The following is a 17,222-nucleotide window of genomic DNA, read 5'->3' on the forward strand; positions in this document are numbered from 1 at the left end:
AACAGTATTTTTGCGCTACATGAAAATAGGATTAATCGGATATGGTAAAATGGGGAAAGCAATCGAACGAATTGCTTTGGAACGTGGACATTCCATTGTTTACAAAATAGACTCCAAGACTACCATTGACCAGGTTGATTTATCCTTGGCAGATGTCGCTATCGAATTCACCCAGCCAGCTTTGGTGATCAATCACATAGAACAGTGCCTGGAGCAAAAAACTCCGATTGTGGTCGGTACAACAGCATGGCAGGAAGAACTTCCTTACGTAGCAACTTTGGTAACTGAAAAAGGCGGATCGTTATTGCATGCGTCGAACTTCAGTATAGGTGTGAATATTCTTTTCAATATCAACGAAAAATTGGCTGCGCTCATGTTCCCTCATCCGGAATATAAAGCCAGTATTGAAGAAATTCATCACATCCAAAAATTGGATGCACCAAGTGGCACTGCTGTTTCATTGGCACAAGGGATCATTCAGAACAATCACCAATACACTTCCTGGAAATCCGAAACAGGTTCTTGGCCGGAAACAAATCCGCATGAGCTTCCGATTCAGGCATTAAGAGAACCTGATGTTCCCGGGACACACACGATTTCTTACACTTCAACTATAGACACTTTAACCTTGAGCCATGAAGCACATTCCAGAGATGGTTTTGCTTTAGGTTCGGTCATTGCAGCAGAATTTCTCCTTGGTAAAAAGGGAGTTCACACCATGCGTGACGTATTAGCATTTTAAGCCTTATGGAATTTACACATTACAAGTATTATTTACTTTTTCTAGTTCTTATTCATCCCATTATTTCTCTTTGGTGGAAATCCTTTGAGCGAATGGGAGCGAAATCATGGCAAGCATTCATTCCGGTTTACAACTATTATGTTGTATTCAAATTCGGTTCGGGAAAACCTTGGTGGTCCTTACTAATGTTCATCCCCGGAATTCATATTGTGATGTGGATGGTGGCGAATGTTTCATTTATTAGAAGATTCGGGTTCTTCTCCATTGGGGAAACGCTTCAGGGACTTTTCTTTCCGTATTTGATCTTATGGAAAATTTCCAATGCTAAAGATGCTACCTTACCTGTTCTTGCACCGACAAACTGGGCTAGTCCTGTAGAAGCGGCTAAAAGAAGCAACAGTGATCATCTTGCTTTGTTTCTGGCCTTACCCGTTATTGGACATGCTGTAGCTTATGTCTTTTCATTTCGTTCAAAACGGATTGGAAAAAAATCAGCAATCAAGGAATGGGGTGATTCGATCATTTTCGCATTGGTTGCAGCAAGTATTATTCGTACCTATGTTTTCGAACCGTTCCAAATTCCTACGGGATCCATGGAGAAAACCTTATTGGTGGGTGACTTCTTATTTGTAAATAAATTGGCTTACGGTCCGAAAGTTCCTGTTACTCCCCTATCTTTCCCATTGGTTCACAACACGATTCCCTGGATCAATGTAAAGTCCTATTTAGGAATTGAGACTTGCGATTATTATCGTTTACCGGGATTTGGAAAAGTGAACCGAAACGATGTGATGGTTTTCAACTATCCTTCCGGAGATACGGCTGTTTATGACCCGAGAGTTCCTAACGGATTGATGGGACATGATTATCATCAGGTATTGAATAATGAAGCATTGTACTTCTGGTTTCAGAGCCTGCAACAAAATCATTCCGAAGCAATTCAAATTCTTCAGCAAAAATCAATTGCTACCAATACCAACCTGGATGCATTGGTTCTAGATAGTCTTGGAGGAGATTTTATTCAAAATATTGAAACTTGGAAAACAAAAGCACGAATCTCAATTGCTAGCGGTGTAACCTACTCACGTGGAGGAATGCCTGAAGCAGGGTTAGATTATATCAAACACTATGGTGTGATTTATAGACCTGTCGACAAGCGTGAAAACTATATCAAGAGATGTGTCGGTTTACCTGGAGATGAGATTGAAGTCATCAAATCTGTTCTTTATGTGAATGGTAAAAAAGCGTATCGTGCTCCAAATCAAAATCTGGCTTATGAAGTTTCAGGAGCTCCTGTACTCGAACGATATTTGACTTCAATTGGCTTGTCCGAGGCGCAAGGAGATTACGTTATAGGTTCGACTGGAACAGTTGAAGTTGTTTATTTGACGGATTCAAAACTGGAGGCCTTGAAAAAAATCACACCAAAAACGTTCCTTACCTTGAGTTTAAGACCTCAATATTCAGACGTTAAAGGATACAAGCCGACAAATGCTGAATTGATTGCAAACCTGGATAATTTCCCGAAAGATTTTTACATCAATAATACAGTGAGTGATTTCACCAAGATCCGAATCCCTAAGAAAGGCGCTACAGTTAATCTTTCCAAAGAAAATATTGCTTGGTATCGAAGAGTTATTACTGCTTACGAAGGTCACAAACTTCAAGAGAAAACAGATGGTATCTACATCGATGGCAAGAAAGTGACTACATACAAGTTTGCTATGAATTATTACTGGTTAATGGGAGATAATCGCTACAACTCAGCAGATTCCAGAGTTTGGGGATTCGTTCCTGAGGATCACGTAGTAGGAAAAGCATCCATTGTTTGGCTTTCTTCAAAAGGTGGACTGACTGGTATTCGTTGGAATAGAATCTTTACTAAGATCAACTAATTCATGGCTCCTGTTTTTCCGATTGCCTATTTTGGGAGTGTTCGTTATTTCCAGGATTTGGCAAGGTTTAAGCAGGTTGTTTTTGAAAGTGCGGATCATCTGCCAAAACAGACTTTCCGGAATAGAATGGTGATCTTAGGTTCTCAGGGACCACAAATCCTGACCATGCCTTTGGAAAAACCTTCCGGCTCAAAGACCGCGACGAAAGATGTATTGGTTTCTTACCAGCAAAACTGGCCTTTGATTCATTGGAGGGCTTTGAAAACATCCTATGCTTCCGCCCCCTATTTTGAGCATTACGCATTGGATATTGAAAAAATACTCTTCAAAAAACAGCGCTTTCTTATTGATTTTGATCTGGAGATCACCCGATTCATTCTGGATGTTTATCAATTGCCTATTGATTTATCTTTTACCGAAGAATACGAAGCTTCTTACCCGGAAGATTATCGGAATTCGGATTATGAAACATTGGAAATGGATGGGGAATACAATCAGGTATTATTCCATCAAAAACAGTTCAATCCGCAGGTTTCCGTACTTGACCTGTTATTCTGTGAAGGACCTATCGGAAGAAAGCAAATCATTTAAGTGTCGTTGTCCAAAAATTAATTCACTGAAAATCAATAATCTAATATTTTTATCGATTTTTAAACTGCTTTTTTTTACTTCTATTATTGCAATTTAATTTTCTTGTTGTATATTTGTTATGATTTAGGTGGTTAGGTTAGGTTGATTAGTGAATGGAGTTAGGACGCCCGTCTTAGCTCCATTTACGCTTTTAGGGCTTTTCCAATTCCACTCTCGTTCCTTTGTTTACTTTCTGCGATTGATATTCGACCGGTAAACGTTCACGATACAGGTATTTTTTTTGGGTCGATTCAAAAGGACGGTAGATGTAATACACACTATTCCCCTTGATTTGAATATTTTCAGGATACTTGAATTCCAATTCTATCGGAGAGCCTAATTTCCCGGTATTCGTATTGAAATGTCTTAATTGCGCCTTCCCGGTATTTTCGTAATGAATAAAGATTTCCCCCGTTTCATAATCCTGAATCAAATGCTTTTTCCAACCATTCTCTTTAGGTTGTAAGTGATAGTAAATCGGAATACTATCGATCAGATCACCTTGATAAGAATATCTGAAAAGCAGGTTTTTATAATGATCGAATAGAAAAATGGAATCATTTCGCTCAAAGATCGGAGCATACAATTCCTTGTAATAGATTGAACCGGTGAAATAGTACATCCCGACCCAAATCTCCTTATCAATCCCTGTTTCATTTTCTTTTTCCTTAGCCCACAACTTCGTTCTTACGTCAACCCATTTGAATTCGGAACGATACAGTTCCATCATCAGGTCATCCTGAACTTTGGCAATTTTCCGATAAGTGGAATCCACAACATCAAAAGTAAAGTAATCGAATGCCGGATAATTGGGATTGAAGTTGGAAAAATAATATTTGGTGAATGAAGTATCGACAATCGGAGCAATATAAGTCATGTAATACTCCTTCTCAATTTGCGCAATTTGGATCTGCTTGTTGTTCTGGCTGATCCCGTAAACATGTTTATCCGTCAACACATGTGGATTTCCACGAAAGTCGCGAATCAATTCCTGACCCTTTTCAGGTAAGGGAATTTCTCCTAGCAGCTTGAACCCATCATACAGGATTAATTCTGTTCCCTTTTTCAGATTCTTGGGATAAGTCAATAGAAGCAGGTTGTTATCCGGTAAAAATTCAAAATCGGAAACAGAGACTCTTGCTGATTCAAAGATCGTATCCGGAACTCCGACAGGTTTAATGACAACCTCTTCAATCAGATGTTCTTTGCTGTAATACATTCTCACTACAATCGTTAGTGTATCAGTGGGTTTTCCGGAAAAGACTTTTTTGGGTATTTCCTCTGAAGGGTTGAATGCGATGTGAGCCAATTCAAAAGATGTAACTTCTTTCGTAGAGACCTTGAAATAAGCGGTTCCTTTTAATGTGGTGTACTGGGAAGTAATCAGTGAATCTCCTTGGTATTGACGAATGTAAACTCTGGAAACGGGATCTCCATTACTTCTGTCTTTTGCAATGATCCGAACAGTAGTTTGACTGAATGCACTTGTTGAAAGTAAGATCAGAAAGGCAAGTTGTAAAATCGGCTTCATGGCTGTGAATTTCTGTAGAGATGCAAGCGTGATTAAAATTCCATAAAAAAAGTAAGGGTGAAAAATTTTCCACCCTTACTTTTTTAACAAGATTATAATTTTAAAAGCCAACCGAAGCTATCTTCTATTTTCCCTAATTTCAAATCATCCAGATAAGCGTGTACTTTCAATGAGAATGTACGTGTCTCAATTGGAGGAAGAATCAAATCTTCATCCCTGAAACCTATCTTGGCAATATGTGCTATTGTAGCAGCTGTTCCAGCCCCGAAAGCTTCCGTCAAACGTCCTTCTTTATGAGCCTGAACAACTTCAGCTACTGAAACTTTGCGCTCTTCAACAGGCATTCCCCACGATTGAGCAATTTCAACAACTGAGCGCTTGGTGATCCCTCTTAAGATCGTATCGCTTTCCTCAGAAGGAGTGATCAATACGCCGTCGATAACAAACATCACATTCATAGTTCCTGATTCCTCAATGTACTCATGTGTTTTTCCGTCTGTCCAAACCAACTGGTGATATCCTTTCAATTGTCCCAATTTAGCCGGATACAAAGCTGCAGCGTAATTACCGGCAGTTTTAGCTCTTCCTACTCCACCAACAGAAGCTCTTGTGTAAAACTCTTCAATTTTCACATTTACAGGCTCATTGTAGTATGCCCCAACGGGACAAGCAAAAATCACAAAACGATATGTATCCGACGGCTTGATTCCAATATATTCATCTGTACCGAACAAGAACGGTCTTAAATACAAGGAGAACCCCTCTTTATTTGGAATCCAATTGCTTTCAATTTCAACAAACTTTCGAGTCAACTCAACAAATACATTCTCAGGAATCACCGGCATACACATGCGCGCGCAAGATTCTTCGAATCTTTTTGCATTCATATCAGGTCGGAAAATTGCCACTTCACCTCCATCCATTCGATAAGCTTTCAATCCTTCAAAAATTGATTGCCCGTAATGAATGACAGATGTTGCGGGGTGCATGGAAAGAGGACCAAAAGGCACGATCTCAGGATCTTGCCAGGCTCCGTCTTTGTAATCCATAATTAGCATGTGATCTGAAAACACTTTCCCAAACGGTAAATTGTCCCAATCAACAGCACTTAGTTTAGACTCTTGGGTTAGAGTAACTTTAATGTTGTCTTGTAATACCATAACGACTAATAGTTATGCGAATATACCTAAATTAGTTGACGATTCCATGAACATATCGGAAGTAATTCCAATATTTGTAACAACATGTATCTTTAATGTAATCAAACAAAAATGTCAACACTTACTACGCTTTCGTTGAAAAGCTTTTCGAAAAGAACTGTGCCGCTTTTATTTTTTCTGTTCATTCTTTGCTTCAGTAAAATTTATGGACAAACTCATTCATTTAGCGGTACAATCGGGAAATACCCGATCTATCTTCAAATGGTTGTTGACGGAGGTCGGGTTAGCGGTTACTATTTCTACAAGAACAAACTTATCGATATTTCATTGGAAGGAACTTCTAAATCCGGACAGGTTACATTGAAATCCTCCGATGAATACGGACAGGACATTTCCGATCCTGAAACTTTCAAATTCAAATGGCCCAATAAAACAATTCAAGGCACCTGGTCTCAAAAAGGCAAATCGCTTCCTCTCAAGTTAGCTGCATTGACATCGAAGGAAACCGGCAGTCCTAAATGCTCCAATCCGTATTTTAAAAAAGAGGTTTATGCTACCAGCGACCTGACCAAAGTGAAAGTCGGGCTCTTTAAACTGAAGGAAGTAAATACGGTCCAGACAATCAATCACGTCAAGATCCGTCATTTTGAAGAAACCAACACCAAAATCACCTTATTTCGTATTGACTCAGGATTAGTTGCAGACAGGCAAAAAGACGCTAATCTATACCTGGAATTTTTGCAGATCTCAGAATGCCTGTCAAGCCTGGGATGTGCCAGCTACTCCACTTATGGTTCCGATTACAGCTACAGCGTTTCTGATATCAACATTTCAAACGATTTGATCAGTTTTTCTGTTTTCGCAGCATACTATTGCGGTGGAGCACATCCGGAAGAGAGCAATTATGGGATCAGTTATGATTTGACCAAGCACCAACCCATTAAATCATCCGACTTCCTGATTCCGGGTAAAGAAAGCATCTATGAAGAGCGTGTTTATGCCTATCTGGCTAAAAACAATCCCAAATATTTCAGTGAAAACAACGAGTCCGAAGAGTACGATGCAAATATGGATTGCCAATATTTCCAGCGCGAATTATGGACTGCAGATTGTGATTTTGTGCTGACATCGGATGGGATAAAGCTCCTTCCCTCATTTGCTCATTATGCCGCTCCTTGTCTGGAACCGGAATGGGCCGTGATCCCCTATTCGGAATTGAAGGATTTGATAAAACCTGAGTATTACGGCAAATTGAATCAGTTGAAGCCTTAACTTTGCATCCTTATGTCAAAAAAGAGCGAAGAAATTCTTTCCAATTATTGGGGCTATTCTCAATTCCGACCTCTACAGGAAGAGATTATTGATGCCGCAATTTATGGAAAAGACGTAATCGCCCTGTTGCCTACAGGTGGTGGAAAGTCGATTTGCTTCCAGGTTCCGGGCATTGCACGTGAGGGAATCACGATTGTCGTCTCTCCTTTGATCGCCTTGATGGAAGATCAGGTTACTCAACTTCAAAAAAGAGGAATTCGTGCAAAGGCACTGACTAGTGGACTCTCATTCCGTGAGATCGATATTTTGCTTGATAATGCCAAATTCGGCGGATTGGATTTCCTGTACATTTCTCCTGAGCGCATTCAGACGCGATTGTTCCAGGAACGCGTAAAACAAATGGAAATCGGGCTATTTGTTGTGGATGAAGCGCATTGTATTTCGGAATGGGGACATGATTTCCGTCCGGCTTATACAGACATTGCCAAACTCAGGGAATTCCATCCGGAAGTTCCGATCATTGCTGTAACAGCAACCGCAACTCCGAAAGTGAAAGAAGATATTGCGACCCATCTCAAATTGAAGAATCCGGAATTGTTTGAAGCTCCTTTTGAGCGGTCGAATGTCAGTTATGAAGTATATCACGTTTCGAACAAGCTGGATGCCATTACGAAATGGATTCATAAGAACCCGAATGATGTGGGAATTGTTTATTGCCAAACGCGTAAAAGCGTGAAAGATGTGATGGTTTATTTGCAAACTCAAAAGATCAAAGCAAACATGTATCACGGAGGCATGAATGGAAAAGAGCGAAGTCTCGCCTTGACTAATTGGCTTTCAGAAAAAACGCCGATCATGGTTGCCACGAATGCTTTTGGAATGGGAATTGACAAGCCGAATGTCCGATTTGTGGCACATTATGAAATCCCCAATAATCCTGAATCTTATTTCCAGGAAGCCGGTAGAGCCGGTCGTGACGGAAATGAATCGCGGACATTTGCTTTTGTTGAACCTGCTGACATCCGTGAGATCGCTGAACGGGTATTGGCTCAATTTCCAAGTACGGATAAGATCAAATTGATTTACAGGGCGCTCTGCAATTATCTGAAAATTGCTATCGGTTCGGGTGAACACGAGTCATACGTATTGCAATTCAACGATTTTGTAAAGAAGTTCAACCTCCAAATCACCGAGGTTTATCCTGCATTCAAGCTACTTGAAATGAATGGAAGCATCCTTTTCTCGGAACAAGGCTTGAAAGGTTCACGAATCAAGATCAGCATAGACAATACACACCTTTATGGATTTCAACTGAAGAATCCGGTCCTGGATCCATTGATTACCTGGATTTGCAGAAATCACAGTGATGTATTTGAATCTTTTTGTGAATTGGATGAAGCGGATGCTTGTCAGAAACTGAAAATATCCAGTCAGGAATTGGAACGTCAGTTGAAATACCTGGAAGAACACGGACTCATGGACATCACTTGGCGAACGGATTTACCGATGGTCACTTTTCTTCATGAACGATTCCCGGATGACTATGTAGAATTGAAAGCGGAAGTATATCATTTCAGGAAAGAACGCGCTTTGGAACGGATGAACGTGATGAAGCGATTCATTGAAGAAAAACACTGCCGACCGCAATTCATCATCTCTTACTTCGGGCAGAAAAGTGCGCCTTGTGGAAAATGTGATTATTGTCTGGAACAAAACTTATTGGAGAAACATCCCAGACTTGAATTGGAATTGATCGCGTTGCTGCAAGATAAAGCAATGACTTTAGCTGAAATAATTGCCGAATTCGACACTTCCTTCTCTGTGAAAATAAAATCAACACTTAGGGAACTGATCAATCAGGAACGTATTGTCTTTAATGCGCAACGTTTTTCGCTCCCCCGTTAACCGTTCGTTTCAAATCCATAATCTCACGCTGTAAATCCTGGATACTTCTGGTAAGTAAAGAATCATCAATGCGCATCTCGGGTAAACTCGGTGAAATGTAGTTTACAAATTTCCACATCTCCACAATCTCATTCACGTTTACAAAGTAAGGCAAGTATAAGGGATTTGTAGAACATAGCTCGAAAGACTGCTGGGATTCAATGAAGTTGTTTACAATCTTGAATACGATCCCATCGTCCTTTGTCACGACAATGCATGGTGTTCCGCTACGGACACTTCCCCAATTCTGAATGTATTCTGCAACGACAAAAGAACCTTCCTCCACCGGCGGCATGGAATCACCGACAATCGGAAAAGAACGGTATTTTCGATCCTTAGACAGGAATGGCAAGCTGAATGTAGGGAGCACTTTTAAGTAATCGGGATCAGCATAACCGGTTGTATAACCAGCCCGCGCTTGCTGAGGAATCAATTCAATCATCTCATTATCTTCCGCATCCACCACTGAAGTCAAAACGCGCAGGTTCTTCCCATTGATATCTGCATACAGTCCTGAACTGATTGTCGTCCAATCACTTTCTGTAAACGTGGTGAAATCTTTGGTCAACAAGGCATCTATCGGAACAGCATAGTAATTGCTTAAAGCAATCAAGGTGTCAATTCCAGGCTCTGCAATTTCATTCTCATAACCGGAATAACTGCTACGTGTCAAACCTAAGTCTGAAGCAACTTCTTCTTGCGATTTTTTCTTGCTTTTGCGAACAAGTTTTAGATTATTTCCAAGTTTCATACTGACCATATTTTAATCAAAAGTATGATTATTTTTTAATCTTATTGCATTTTTTTGAAAAAAATCTTCACGAGGCTTCATCACTAATACCTTCTTGCACCAAGAATATCACCGCTTGGAAAAGAACTAAAGCTATTGAAATCAATCCTAAATAAGGAGATTTCTGATTCCGTTTGTATATAAGAAAAGTATAACTTTGTGTTTTCTTCCTGTTCCAAACAAAAAGCCATTTTTTGATATTCTTCCTCAGAAGGATAATAGGCCAATTTGGTTTTATGGAAGTTCGTTATTTGAACGTAATCGATCAATCCTTTTATTTCTTTGAACTCCTGCTTTGTTTGCGGCATCGTTTTAAACAAATCCTCTATCTTTCCTTCTTTGATCTGCTGAAGATTCTTTTTAAACAAGTTGTATGTCTTTTCGCAGAAAGCCAGACTTTCCGGAGTGTACGAATACGGTTGCCCACTACCATCGCTTATAACAACAGCTAAATACTCTGTATGTGTCTGCTTCAGCTTGGTTTGAAAAACCCTTAACTCTTCCAGCCAATCCGCAGTCGTATTGCTGTGTTTTAGATTTAAATAAATCGTTGGTACGGGAGATTTTACCACCGAACTAAAGAGCAATTCCGTTTTTTGTTTATTGACCGACTGATTAAAAAGTCTCTCAAATTTCTTCTGGAACTGCCACTCTTCTTCCAGTTCGATTGCTTTCTTAATTTTCCCCGGACTTGGACAGGCCGTTAGTAAAAACACCAGCAGAAAAAGTGAAATCGGTTTAAACAGCGTTCTAAGTGGTTTTTCCATGGAATCATTTTTCATCCCTTCCTTCTTTGCTGCATATTCTGAAGCAGTTTATGCACTTCAAAAGTGATGGGTTTTCCAATCAGTTCGGAATAAACCTTGATGAATTTCGCCCCAAGAAAAATGATCTGGGAAGAATAATACATCCAGGCCAGGAATATCAATAGAGTCCCGGCAATTCCCATTTGACTTCCGAAGAAGTACTTCGTGAAGTAAAACTTCAAACCGATCTGTCCGACATATAATAAGCAAGCAGTTAATATCCCTCCTGAAAAGGCCAATTTCCAAACTACTTTTCCATCGTGAAGAAATTTATAGACTAGGGCAAACAAGATCGTGTTGATTCCAATAGCGACCAAATGTTCCAGGGTATTCATGATCCACTGCTGATGCAAGTGCAGTGATTCGTATAATCTCCCGCTGATAGACATGAAAACGGTTTCACCTGTATAAAGCAGAACAATGGAAACTCCGAACACTGCCAGCATGAAAACCGAAACCAGCTTCGTGAAAACCGCGTGAAAAATTTTGGTCTTCCGGTCATCAATTTTCACATCGATATCATAGAATTCATTGATACTCAAACGAAGCGATGAAATCAAGGCAGAACTTGAAAACATGAGCGCTACAATCCCGATGATATTAAGGATCATGCTACTTTTTTCAAAATGCACATCCGATAAAAAGGACAGGATTCCCGAGCTGTCTTTTAAGCCCACGTTTTCTTCCAGTAATTCTTTAATTAACCGCAGGATTGCCTCTTGTCCCATGATCTTTCCGAAGCTTATCAAGGAAAGGTAGATAATCGGGATAATGGCAAAAACAGCATAATAGGCCAATGCGGCTCCATGGAAAAATGAGTTTTCCTGGAAAAATTCAAAAAAAGTCCTTTTAAAAAGTTGTAAGACTTCTTTCCAACTAAGCTTTGGTCCTTTTACTCTTGAGTTCAATGCGTTTTACTTTTTTTAGCGGTTTATTGGCATGCAAGATAATGGTTTCCTTGTTCCCGGTTTTGAAAAAAGACTTCCAATACGCTCCGAAGAAAACGGAATCGGTGAATTCCACCTCCATCCCACCTTTTTGTACCACTTTATATTCACAAGGTCGAAATAAAATTTTAGTTTTCCCTTCTTTTATTTCATTTAGTTCTCCGAAATAAGCTCCTTCATTGAAGTTCGAGGGCTCGAAATAGAAAGCCTGTGGCTCATCCACCCGACTAAACTTCCCTTTATTCAAGAAGGCGATCTTCTCACACCATTGCATCACTTCATCCCCTTCATGCGAAACCAATATGCAGATCGTATGGCGGATTTCCACCAGTTGTTTGATATAAGCTCCGATCTTCGATCTTAAATGGGCATCCAGATGTGAAAAAGGTTCATCGAGAAGCAATACTTCCGATTCCAAAGCCAAAGCCCTTGCAATAGATAACCGTTGCTGTTCTCCTCCGGAAAGATAACGTGCTTGCTGAGCTTCCATGGATTTCAATTCCACCAAGTCAAGTAACTCATCACAAAAACGGATGCGGTCTTTTTCGGTTAAATGAAGGATTTTCACCAGGATATTTTCTTTTACCGTGTGAAAAAGATCCAAATTAAAATCCTGGTTGACCAATTGGATCTCAGGATGCCCCGGGATCAATCGCTCACTCGGACCTTTCACCCGTTCATTATTCCAATAGACATTCCCTTTGGAAGCATCCAATAATCCCGCAGTGATTTTCAGTAAGGTAGATTTTCCACCTCCACTTGCACCGACAATCCCGAAAATCTCGCCCGGTTCCAGATCGATGGAAACGCCTTGCAAGACCTTCTTTTGTTCGTTGTATGAAAAATGGATCTGCCTGATCGAAAGCATCAGTTTCTCAATTCCTTTGGAAATGCACTTAGTACAATATAAACTCCTGGTACCGGATTCTCCACCACCTCGTCATCATTCAGGTAAACTTTCAATTTTTGATGATCGTGGTCAATGATGTATTCGTCCAGGCACTTTTCAGAAAAAACAATTGCCGTAGCTCCATTTTCTCCATGAAAGATGAATTGGATAACATCCTGGATTTCGTAATGGAAAGATTTCCCATCTCCAATTTCTCCTGCCAGAATAAAAGGTTGGTCGCGCACGATCTCCAATACATCCGAAGCATCTGTTAAGCGGAATTCATCTTCCCATTCATAACGAATGTTTTCAGGCGAATCTTTTCCCTCATGCTTCTCTTGAGCATATTCTTCTGAAAAAGAATTATTTTTTAGAAACACTTGAATTGAATAAGACATTTTTCTTTTTATGAGATAGGATACAAAGATAATTTAAATTGAATTCCGAATGTCGAATTCCGAGTGCCGAATTATTTTTCAACCCCCTTTTAAAATACAGGTTCTAATTCTGGACGGCTAACTTGTCGAGTCCAAACACACTTTCAATTCGTAATTGGGCATTCGGCATTCGTAATTAATAAGCTATCTTTGCACAAAATTCGTGATATGTATCCCAACGTTCAATTACTTCCACACAAAACACAATCTATGGAAAGAAGACATCCATGGATCTTTTCCGGTGCCTTGAAAGAGATGCCGAAAACGATTGAAGATGGTGAAGTAGTGACTGTTTTGGACTCACGGAACAACGAAATTGCGAAAGGACATTTCCAACATGGTTCAATTGCGGTTCGCATCCTGACTTTCAACAATGACCAGATCGACCAGGCATTTTTCAATAAACGCATTTCAGATGCAGTTGATCTGCGCAAGAAGCTTCACCTTTTCAGAGAAGACAATTCGATTTGCCGATTGGTTCATGGTGAAGGAGATGAATTACCCGGATTGGTAATTGATTATTATGGCGGTGTTGCAGTTATCCAATGTCACAGCTTGGGAATGTACTTGCAAATCGACCTGATCAAGAATGCATTGGTTCATGCCTTAGGAGACGATCTGAAGGCAGTTTACAATAAATCCAAGGAAACTCTTCCCGGAAGAATTCCAATCGAAGACGGATATTTATACGGGACGTGCGAAACTCCACATATCGCATTGGAGAATGGAGTGAAATACCAATTGGATTGGATTACGGGTCAGAAAACAGGTTTCTTCATTGATCAACGGGAAAACAGGGCTCTATTAGCAAAGTATGCTGCAGGAGCGAAGATCCTGAACACCTTTTGCTATTCCGGTGGATTCAGTTTGGCTGCATTGAAGGAAGGCGCGAAAGAAGTCCATTCATTGGACAGCTCCAAAAAAGCAATCGAACTCACTGATGCGAATATTGAATTGAACGAGTTCAAAAATCACCAGTCGATTGTTGCAGATGCGATGAACTTCATCCGTGAAACCGGAGAGGAATACGATATTATCATTTTGGACCCACCTGCATTTGCGAAACACCGTGACAAGAGACATCAGGCAGTTCAAGGGTACAAAAGATTAAACTCGATGGCTATTCAACATATCCGTCCGGGAGGTTTATTGATGACTTACAGCTGTTCCCAGGTTGTGGACAAACAATTATTCACCAATACCATTATTGCTGCAGCGATTGAATCCGGAAGAACGGTAAAGATCCTTGAGCAATTGCACCAACCTGCAGATCATCCCATTAATGCTTTTCATCCGGAAGGAGAATACCTAAAAGGATTGCTTTTACAGATCATTTAATGTTAGATATTCGATACAAGAGCATTCTTACGGTTGCTCTGCCCATGATGTTAAGCGGATTCATTCAATCCGTTATTTCCATTACTGATGCCGCTTTCCTAAGCCGATTCAGTAAATTGGCCTATGATGCTTCGGGAAGTGCTGGTTTGTGGTATATTACCATGTACATGGTTTTCATCGGGCTTGGTGATGGTGCTCAAATTGGCATGGCTCAGAAAGTCGGGGAAAAGAACACGAAAGGATTTGTTGCCGTATTTCAATCAAACTTTCTCATCTTACTCGTCGCTGCTGCCATACTGACTATTTTGGTTCAGCTTTGCATGCCTTCACTTATGGGATACCTGGTGACAAATCGCGAATTGGCGCAAGCGGAACAGTCGTTTCTCGAAATCAGGAGTTATTCCTTTTGGGCCGCGACCATCACTATCAGTATTCAGGCATCTTACCTGGCTGTAGGAAAAACGACCTTGGTACTGATTGCATCCTTGATAACCGCTGTTTCCAATATCATTCTGGATTATTTTTTGGTTTTTGGAATCGGTCCTTTTCCGAGATTGGGATTGGAAGGCGCAGCAATTGCTTCCACTGCGGCAGAATTTTTAGCCATGCTATTCCTCTTATCCACGTTAATAGGTGGAAAACTGAGAAAACAATATCCGATCTGGAAAGAAAGTCTGATCAGCAAGTTGCAATTGAAAGAAAACCTGATCATTGGAGTACCTCTTCTATTTCAGGGAATGGTAGCACTTTCTATCTGGACCATCTTTTTCATCTGGATCGAACAGATGGGAGGAGACAATCTGACGGTTTCATTGAATATCCGGTACATCTACTTCCTGGCCTTCATCCCAATCTGGGGATTTGCCGCCGCAACAAAAACATACATCGCACAATACTACGGAGCAAAACAGTTTGATCAGCTTCCTGTCATCCAGCGAAGAATGCAGCTTTTAACGGTCAGTTTTCTGATCCTGACCTTTCACGGAGCAATTCTTTATCCGGAAGCATTGATCCGTTTGGTTTCGGATCAAGCAGAACATGTAAGAAAGAGTGCACAGATACTCCGGATTGTAAGTGGCTCCATCTTGATTTACGGTATCGGAAGTGTTTATTTTCAAACCATCAGCGGAATTGGAAAAACACGAATCACTTTTTTAGTGGAATGTTTGTCGACAAGCTTATACATCATTTCTGCTTATCTTTTCATTAAAGTATGGAATTGGCCCATCCAATGGGTCTGGCTGGTCGAATATGTCTATTTCATCACGATGGGATTAGGCTCATTCAGCTATTTGAAATGGATCAATAGAACAAAGGAAAAAATAGAATATGGATAGTTTACGCATTGTTTTTATGGGGACCCCCCATTTTTCAGTTGGAATTCTTCAAGCAATCAAAGAAGCAGGAATGAATTTGGTCGGCATTGTCACAGTTGCGGATAAACCCGCAGGCAGAGGTCAGGTGATGCATGAAAGCCCGGTGAAGCAATTTGCCTTGGAAAACAACATTCCGGTATTGCAACCATTAAAACTGAAGGATTCGGATTTTTTGAGTGATCTGGAAGCACTTCAAGCGGATGTTTTTGTAGTGGTTGCATTTCGTATGCTTCCTGCTGAAGTCTGGAAGATGCCCAAAAAAGGAACATTTAACCTCCATGCTTCCCTTCTACCCGACTATCGTGGAGCCGCCCCGATTAATTGGTCTATTATAAACGGTGACCGAAAAACAGGAGTCAGCACGTTCTTTATTGATGAAGCGATCGACACCGGCAATGTGATCGGTCAAACTGAAATGTCCATTGCGGAAAATGAAAGTGCCGGAGAATTGCATGACCGGATGATTCAGGTTGGTGGTGATTTAGTAGTTGAGACACTTCAATGGATTGCAAACAACGAGGTGAATCCGATTCCTCAAACAGAATTGGGAACTTCCATGAGACCCGCACCCAAACTATTTAAAGAGAATACGCAAATTGACTGGAATAAAAACCCGGAAACTATTCATAACCTGATCCGGGGATTGAATCCCTATCCTGCGGCTTGGACTACCTGGAAGAATTCAAAAGGAGAATTGAAAAATGTAAAGGTTTTCAAAACACTGATAAGTGATCAAACCGGTTCCGGATCGCTTCAGTTATCTTCTACAAAGACCCAATTATTTGTGGATACGAATGAAAAACAAGTCGAAATTGTCGAATTCCAAGTGGAAGGAAAGAAAAAAATGACGGCAAAAGAGTGGTTGGTGGGGAATAGTTCATCCGATTGGTCCATTATTTTCAACTAATTTTTATCGAAGAAAACCACAAATTAGTCGGAAAGCCCCCTAAAACAGGGAGGTTTATCAACAAATACGTTTATTTATCAACAAAATCGGCGCTTTTTAGTGTTTGGCCTTGGTAGAGAAGCTTATTCCTATATTTTTGTTGTGTTAATTATTAGAAATCATTCAAAAAAAACCAAACTATGAACAAAGCAGAATTAATTGATGCGATTGCTTCTGAAGCAGGATTATCTAAAGCTGATGCAAAAAAAGCATTGGATGCATTTGTAGGTGCTACAGCTGGAGCATTGAAAAAAGGAGACCGTATTTCTTTAGTAGGATTCGGTTCTTTCTCAGTTTCTAAGCGTGAAGCTAGAACTGGTCGTAACCCACAAACTGGAAAAGAAATCAAAATCGCAGCTAAGAACGTAGTACGTTTCAAAGCTGGTGCTGAGTTATCTACCGCAGTTAACTAAGAACGATATTCTTTAGAGAAAAGATCCTTTCGTCAACCGACGGAGGGATTTTTTTTGTTCCCATAATTCCTGTTACGCCCTACCGAACCCCATTTTTCATCTTCCA

The 17,222-nt window shown here is 40.3% G+C and carries 15 protein-coding genes and 1 pseudogene; 9 read left to right on the forward strand and 7 right to left on the reverse strand.

What is annotated here, in order from left to right:
- Positions 1-19 precede the first annotated feature (19 nt).
- The 3 genes from dapB to AAG807_RS05530 are packed head-to-tail and all read left to right on the forward strand — an operon-like array spanning position 20 to position 3,228.
- Entirely contained in the window at positions 20-742 is a 723-nt protein-coding gene (gene dapB, locus AAG807_RS05520) for a 4-hydroxy-tetrahydrodipicolinate reductase (protein ID WP_341901487.1), read from the forward strand.
- 5 nt (positions 743-747) lie between these two features.
- On the forward strand, positions 748-2,637 hold the full coding sequence (locus AAG807_RS05525; RefSeq protein WP_341901488.1) for a S26 family signal peptidase: 1,890 nt from the start codon (positions 748-750) through the stop codon (positions 2,635-2,637).
- A 3-nt stretch (positions 2,638-2,640) separates the two neighbouring features.
- A complete protein-coding gene (locus AAG807_RS05530; protein WP_341901489.1) occupies positions 2,641-3,228 on the forward strand; it encodes a WbqC family protein in 588 nt (195 codons plus the stop codon).
- A 190-nt stretch (positions 3,229-3,418) separates the two neighbouring features.
- Here the strand turns inward: AAG807_RS05530 and AAG807_RS05535 are convergent, their stop codons facing one another.
- The gene (locus tag AAG807_RS05535; protein ID WP_341901490.1) at positions 3,419-4,798 is read right to left on the reverse strand and encodes a hypothetical protein; all 1,380 of its coding nucleotides are present in this window, start codon (positions 4,796-4,798) and stop codon (positions 3,419-3,421) included.
- Between the two features lie 92 nt (positions 4,799-4,890).
- Complete coding sequence (locus tag AAG807_RS05540; RefSeq protein WP_341901491.1) at positions 4,891-5,958, reverse strand: branched-chain amino acid aminotransferase; 1,068 nt, start codon at positions 5,956-5,958, stop codon at positions 4,891-4,893.
- Between the two features lie 111 nt (positions 5,959-6,069).
- Between AAG807_RS05540 and AAG807_RS05545 the strand changes: the two genes are divergently transcribed.
- Both AAG807_RS05545 and AAG807_RS05550 read left to right on the forward strand, forming a co-directional pair.
- Positions 6,070-7,230 carry a hypothetical protein gene (locus AAG807_RS05545; protein WP_341901492.1) on the forward strand — a complete coding sequence of 387 codons (1,161 nt, stop codon included), beginning with the start codon at positions 6,070-6,072 and terminating at the stop codon, positions 7,228-7,230.
- 12 nt (positions 7,231-7,242) lie between these two features.
- A complete protein-coding gene (locus AAG807_RS05550; protein ID WP_341901493.1) occupies positions 7,243-9,135 on the forward strand; it encodes an ATP-dependent DNA helicase RecQ in 1,893 nt (630 codons plus the stop codon).
- Here the strand turns inward: AAG807_RS05550 and AAG807_RS05555 are convergent.
- From AAG807_RS05555 to AAG807_RS05575, 5 genes are all read right to left on the reverse strand, one after another.
- Positions 9,104-9,925 carry a helix-turn-helix transcriptional regulator gene (locus tag AAG807_RS05555; RefSeq protein ID WP_341901494.1) on the reverse strand — a complete coding sequence of 274 codons (822 nt, stop codon included), beginning with the start codon at positions 9,923-9,925 and terminating at the stop codon, positions 9,104-9,106. The two genes, AAG807_RS05550 and AAG807_RS05555, sit on opposite strands and share 32 nt — an antisense overlap.
- 83 nt (positions 9,926-10,008) lie before the next feature.
- Positions 10,009-10,731, reverse strand: a complete 723-nt coding sequence (locus tag AAG807_RS05560) for a hypothetical protein (RefSeq protein ID WP_341901495.1) — start codon at positions 10,729-10,731, stop codon at positions 10,009-10,011.
- Between the two features lie 11 nt (positions 10,732-10,742).
- On the reverse strand, positions 10,743-11,678 hold the full coding sequence (locus AAG807_RS05565; protein ID WP_341901496.1) for a YihY/virulence factor BrkB family protein: 936 nt from the start codon (positions 11,676-11,678) through the stop codon (positions 10,743-10,745).
- Positions 11,647-12,585, reverse strand: a complete 939-nt coding sequence (locus tag AAG807_RS05570; RefSeq protein ID WP_341901497.1) for an ABC transporter ATP-binding protein — start codon at positions 12,583-12,585, stop codon at positions 11,647-11,649. Before AAG807_RS05570 ends, AAG807_RS05565 begins: the two co-directional genes overlap by 32 nt.
- Positions 12,585-13,004: a hypothetical protein gene (locus AAG807_RS05575; protein WP_341901498.1), complete on the reverse strand. Its 420-nt coding sequence runs from the start codon at positions 13,002-13,004 to the stop codon at positions 12,585-12,587. Before AAG807_RS05575 ends, AAG807_RS05570 begins: the two co-directional genes overlap by 1 nt.
- A gap of 207 nt (positions 13,005-13,211) precedes the next feature.
- Between AAG807_RS05575 and AAG807_RS05580 the strand changes: the two genes are divergently transcribed.
- The 4 genes and pseudogenes from AAG807_RS05580 to AAG807_RS05595 all read left to right on the forward strand — a co-directional run.
- Entirely contained in the window at positions 13,212-14,381 is a 1,170-nt protein-coding gene (locus AAG807_RS05580; RefSeq protein WP_341901499.1) for a class I SAM-dependent rRNA methyltransferase, read from the forward strand.
- Positions 14,381-15,718 (forward strand): MATE family efflux transporter, encoded by a 1,338-nt coding sequence (locus tag AAG807_RS05585; protein ID WP_341901500.1) that lies wholly within the window; start codon positions 14,381-14,383, stop codon positions 15,716-15,718. Before AAG807_RS05580 ends, AAG807_RS05585 begins: the two co-directional genes overlap by 1 nt.
- Entirely contained in the window at positions 15,711-16,664 is a 954-nt protein-coding gene (gene fmt, locus AAG807_RS05590; protein WP_341901501.1) for a methionyl-tRNA formyltransferase, read from the forward strand. Before AAG807_RS05585 ends, fmt begins: the two co-directional genes overlap by 8 nt.
- A 176-nt stretch (positions 16,665-16,840) precedes the next feature.
- Positions 16,841-17,116 (forward strand): annotated as a pseudogene (locus AAG807_RS05595) (HU family DNA-binding protein); the annotation flags it as partial.
- Positions 17,117-17,222: the final 106 nt, after the last annotated feature.

The sequence above is a fragment of the Fluviicola taffensis DSM 16823 genome (genome assembly GCF_943372375.1).
GTDB classification, from domain to species: Bacteria; Bacteroidota; Bacteroidia; order Flavobacteriales_D; family Crocinitomicaceae; genus Fluviicola; species Fluviicola taffensis_A.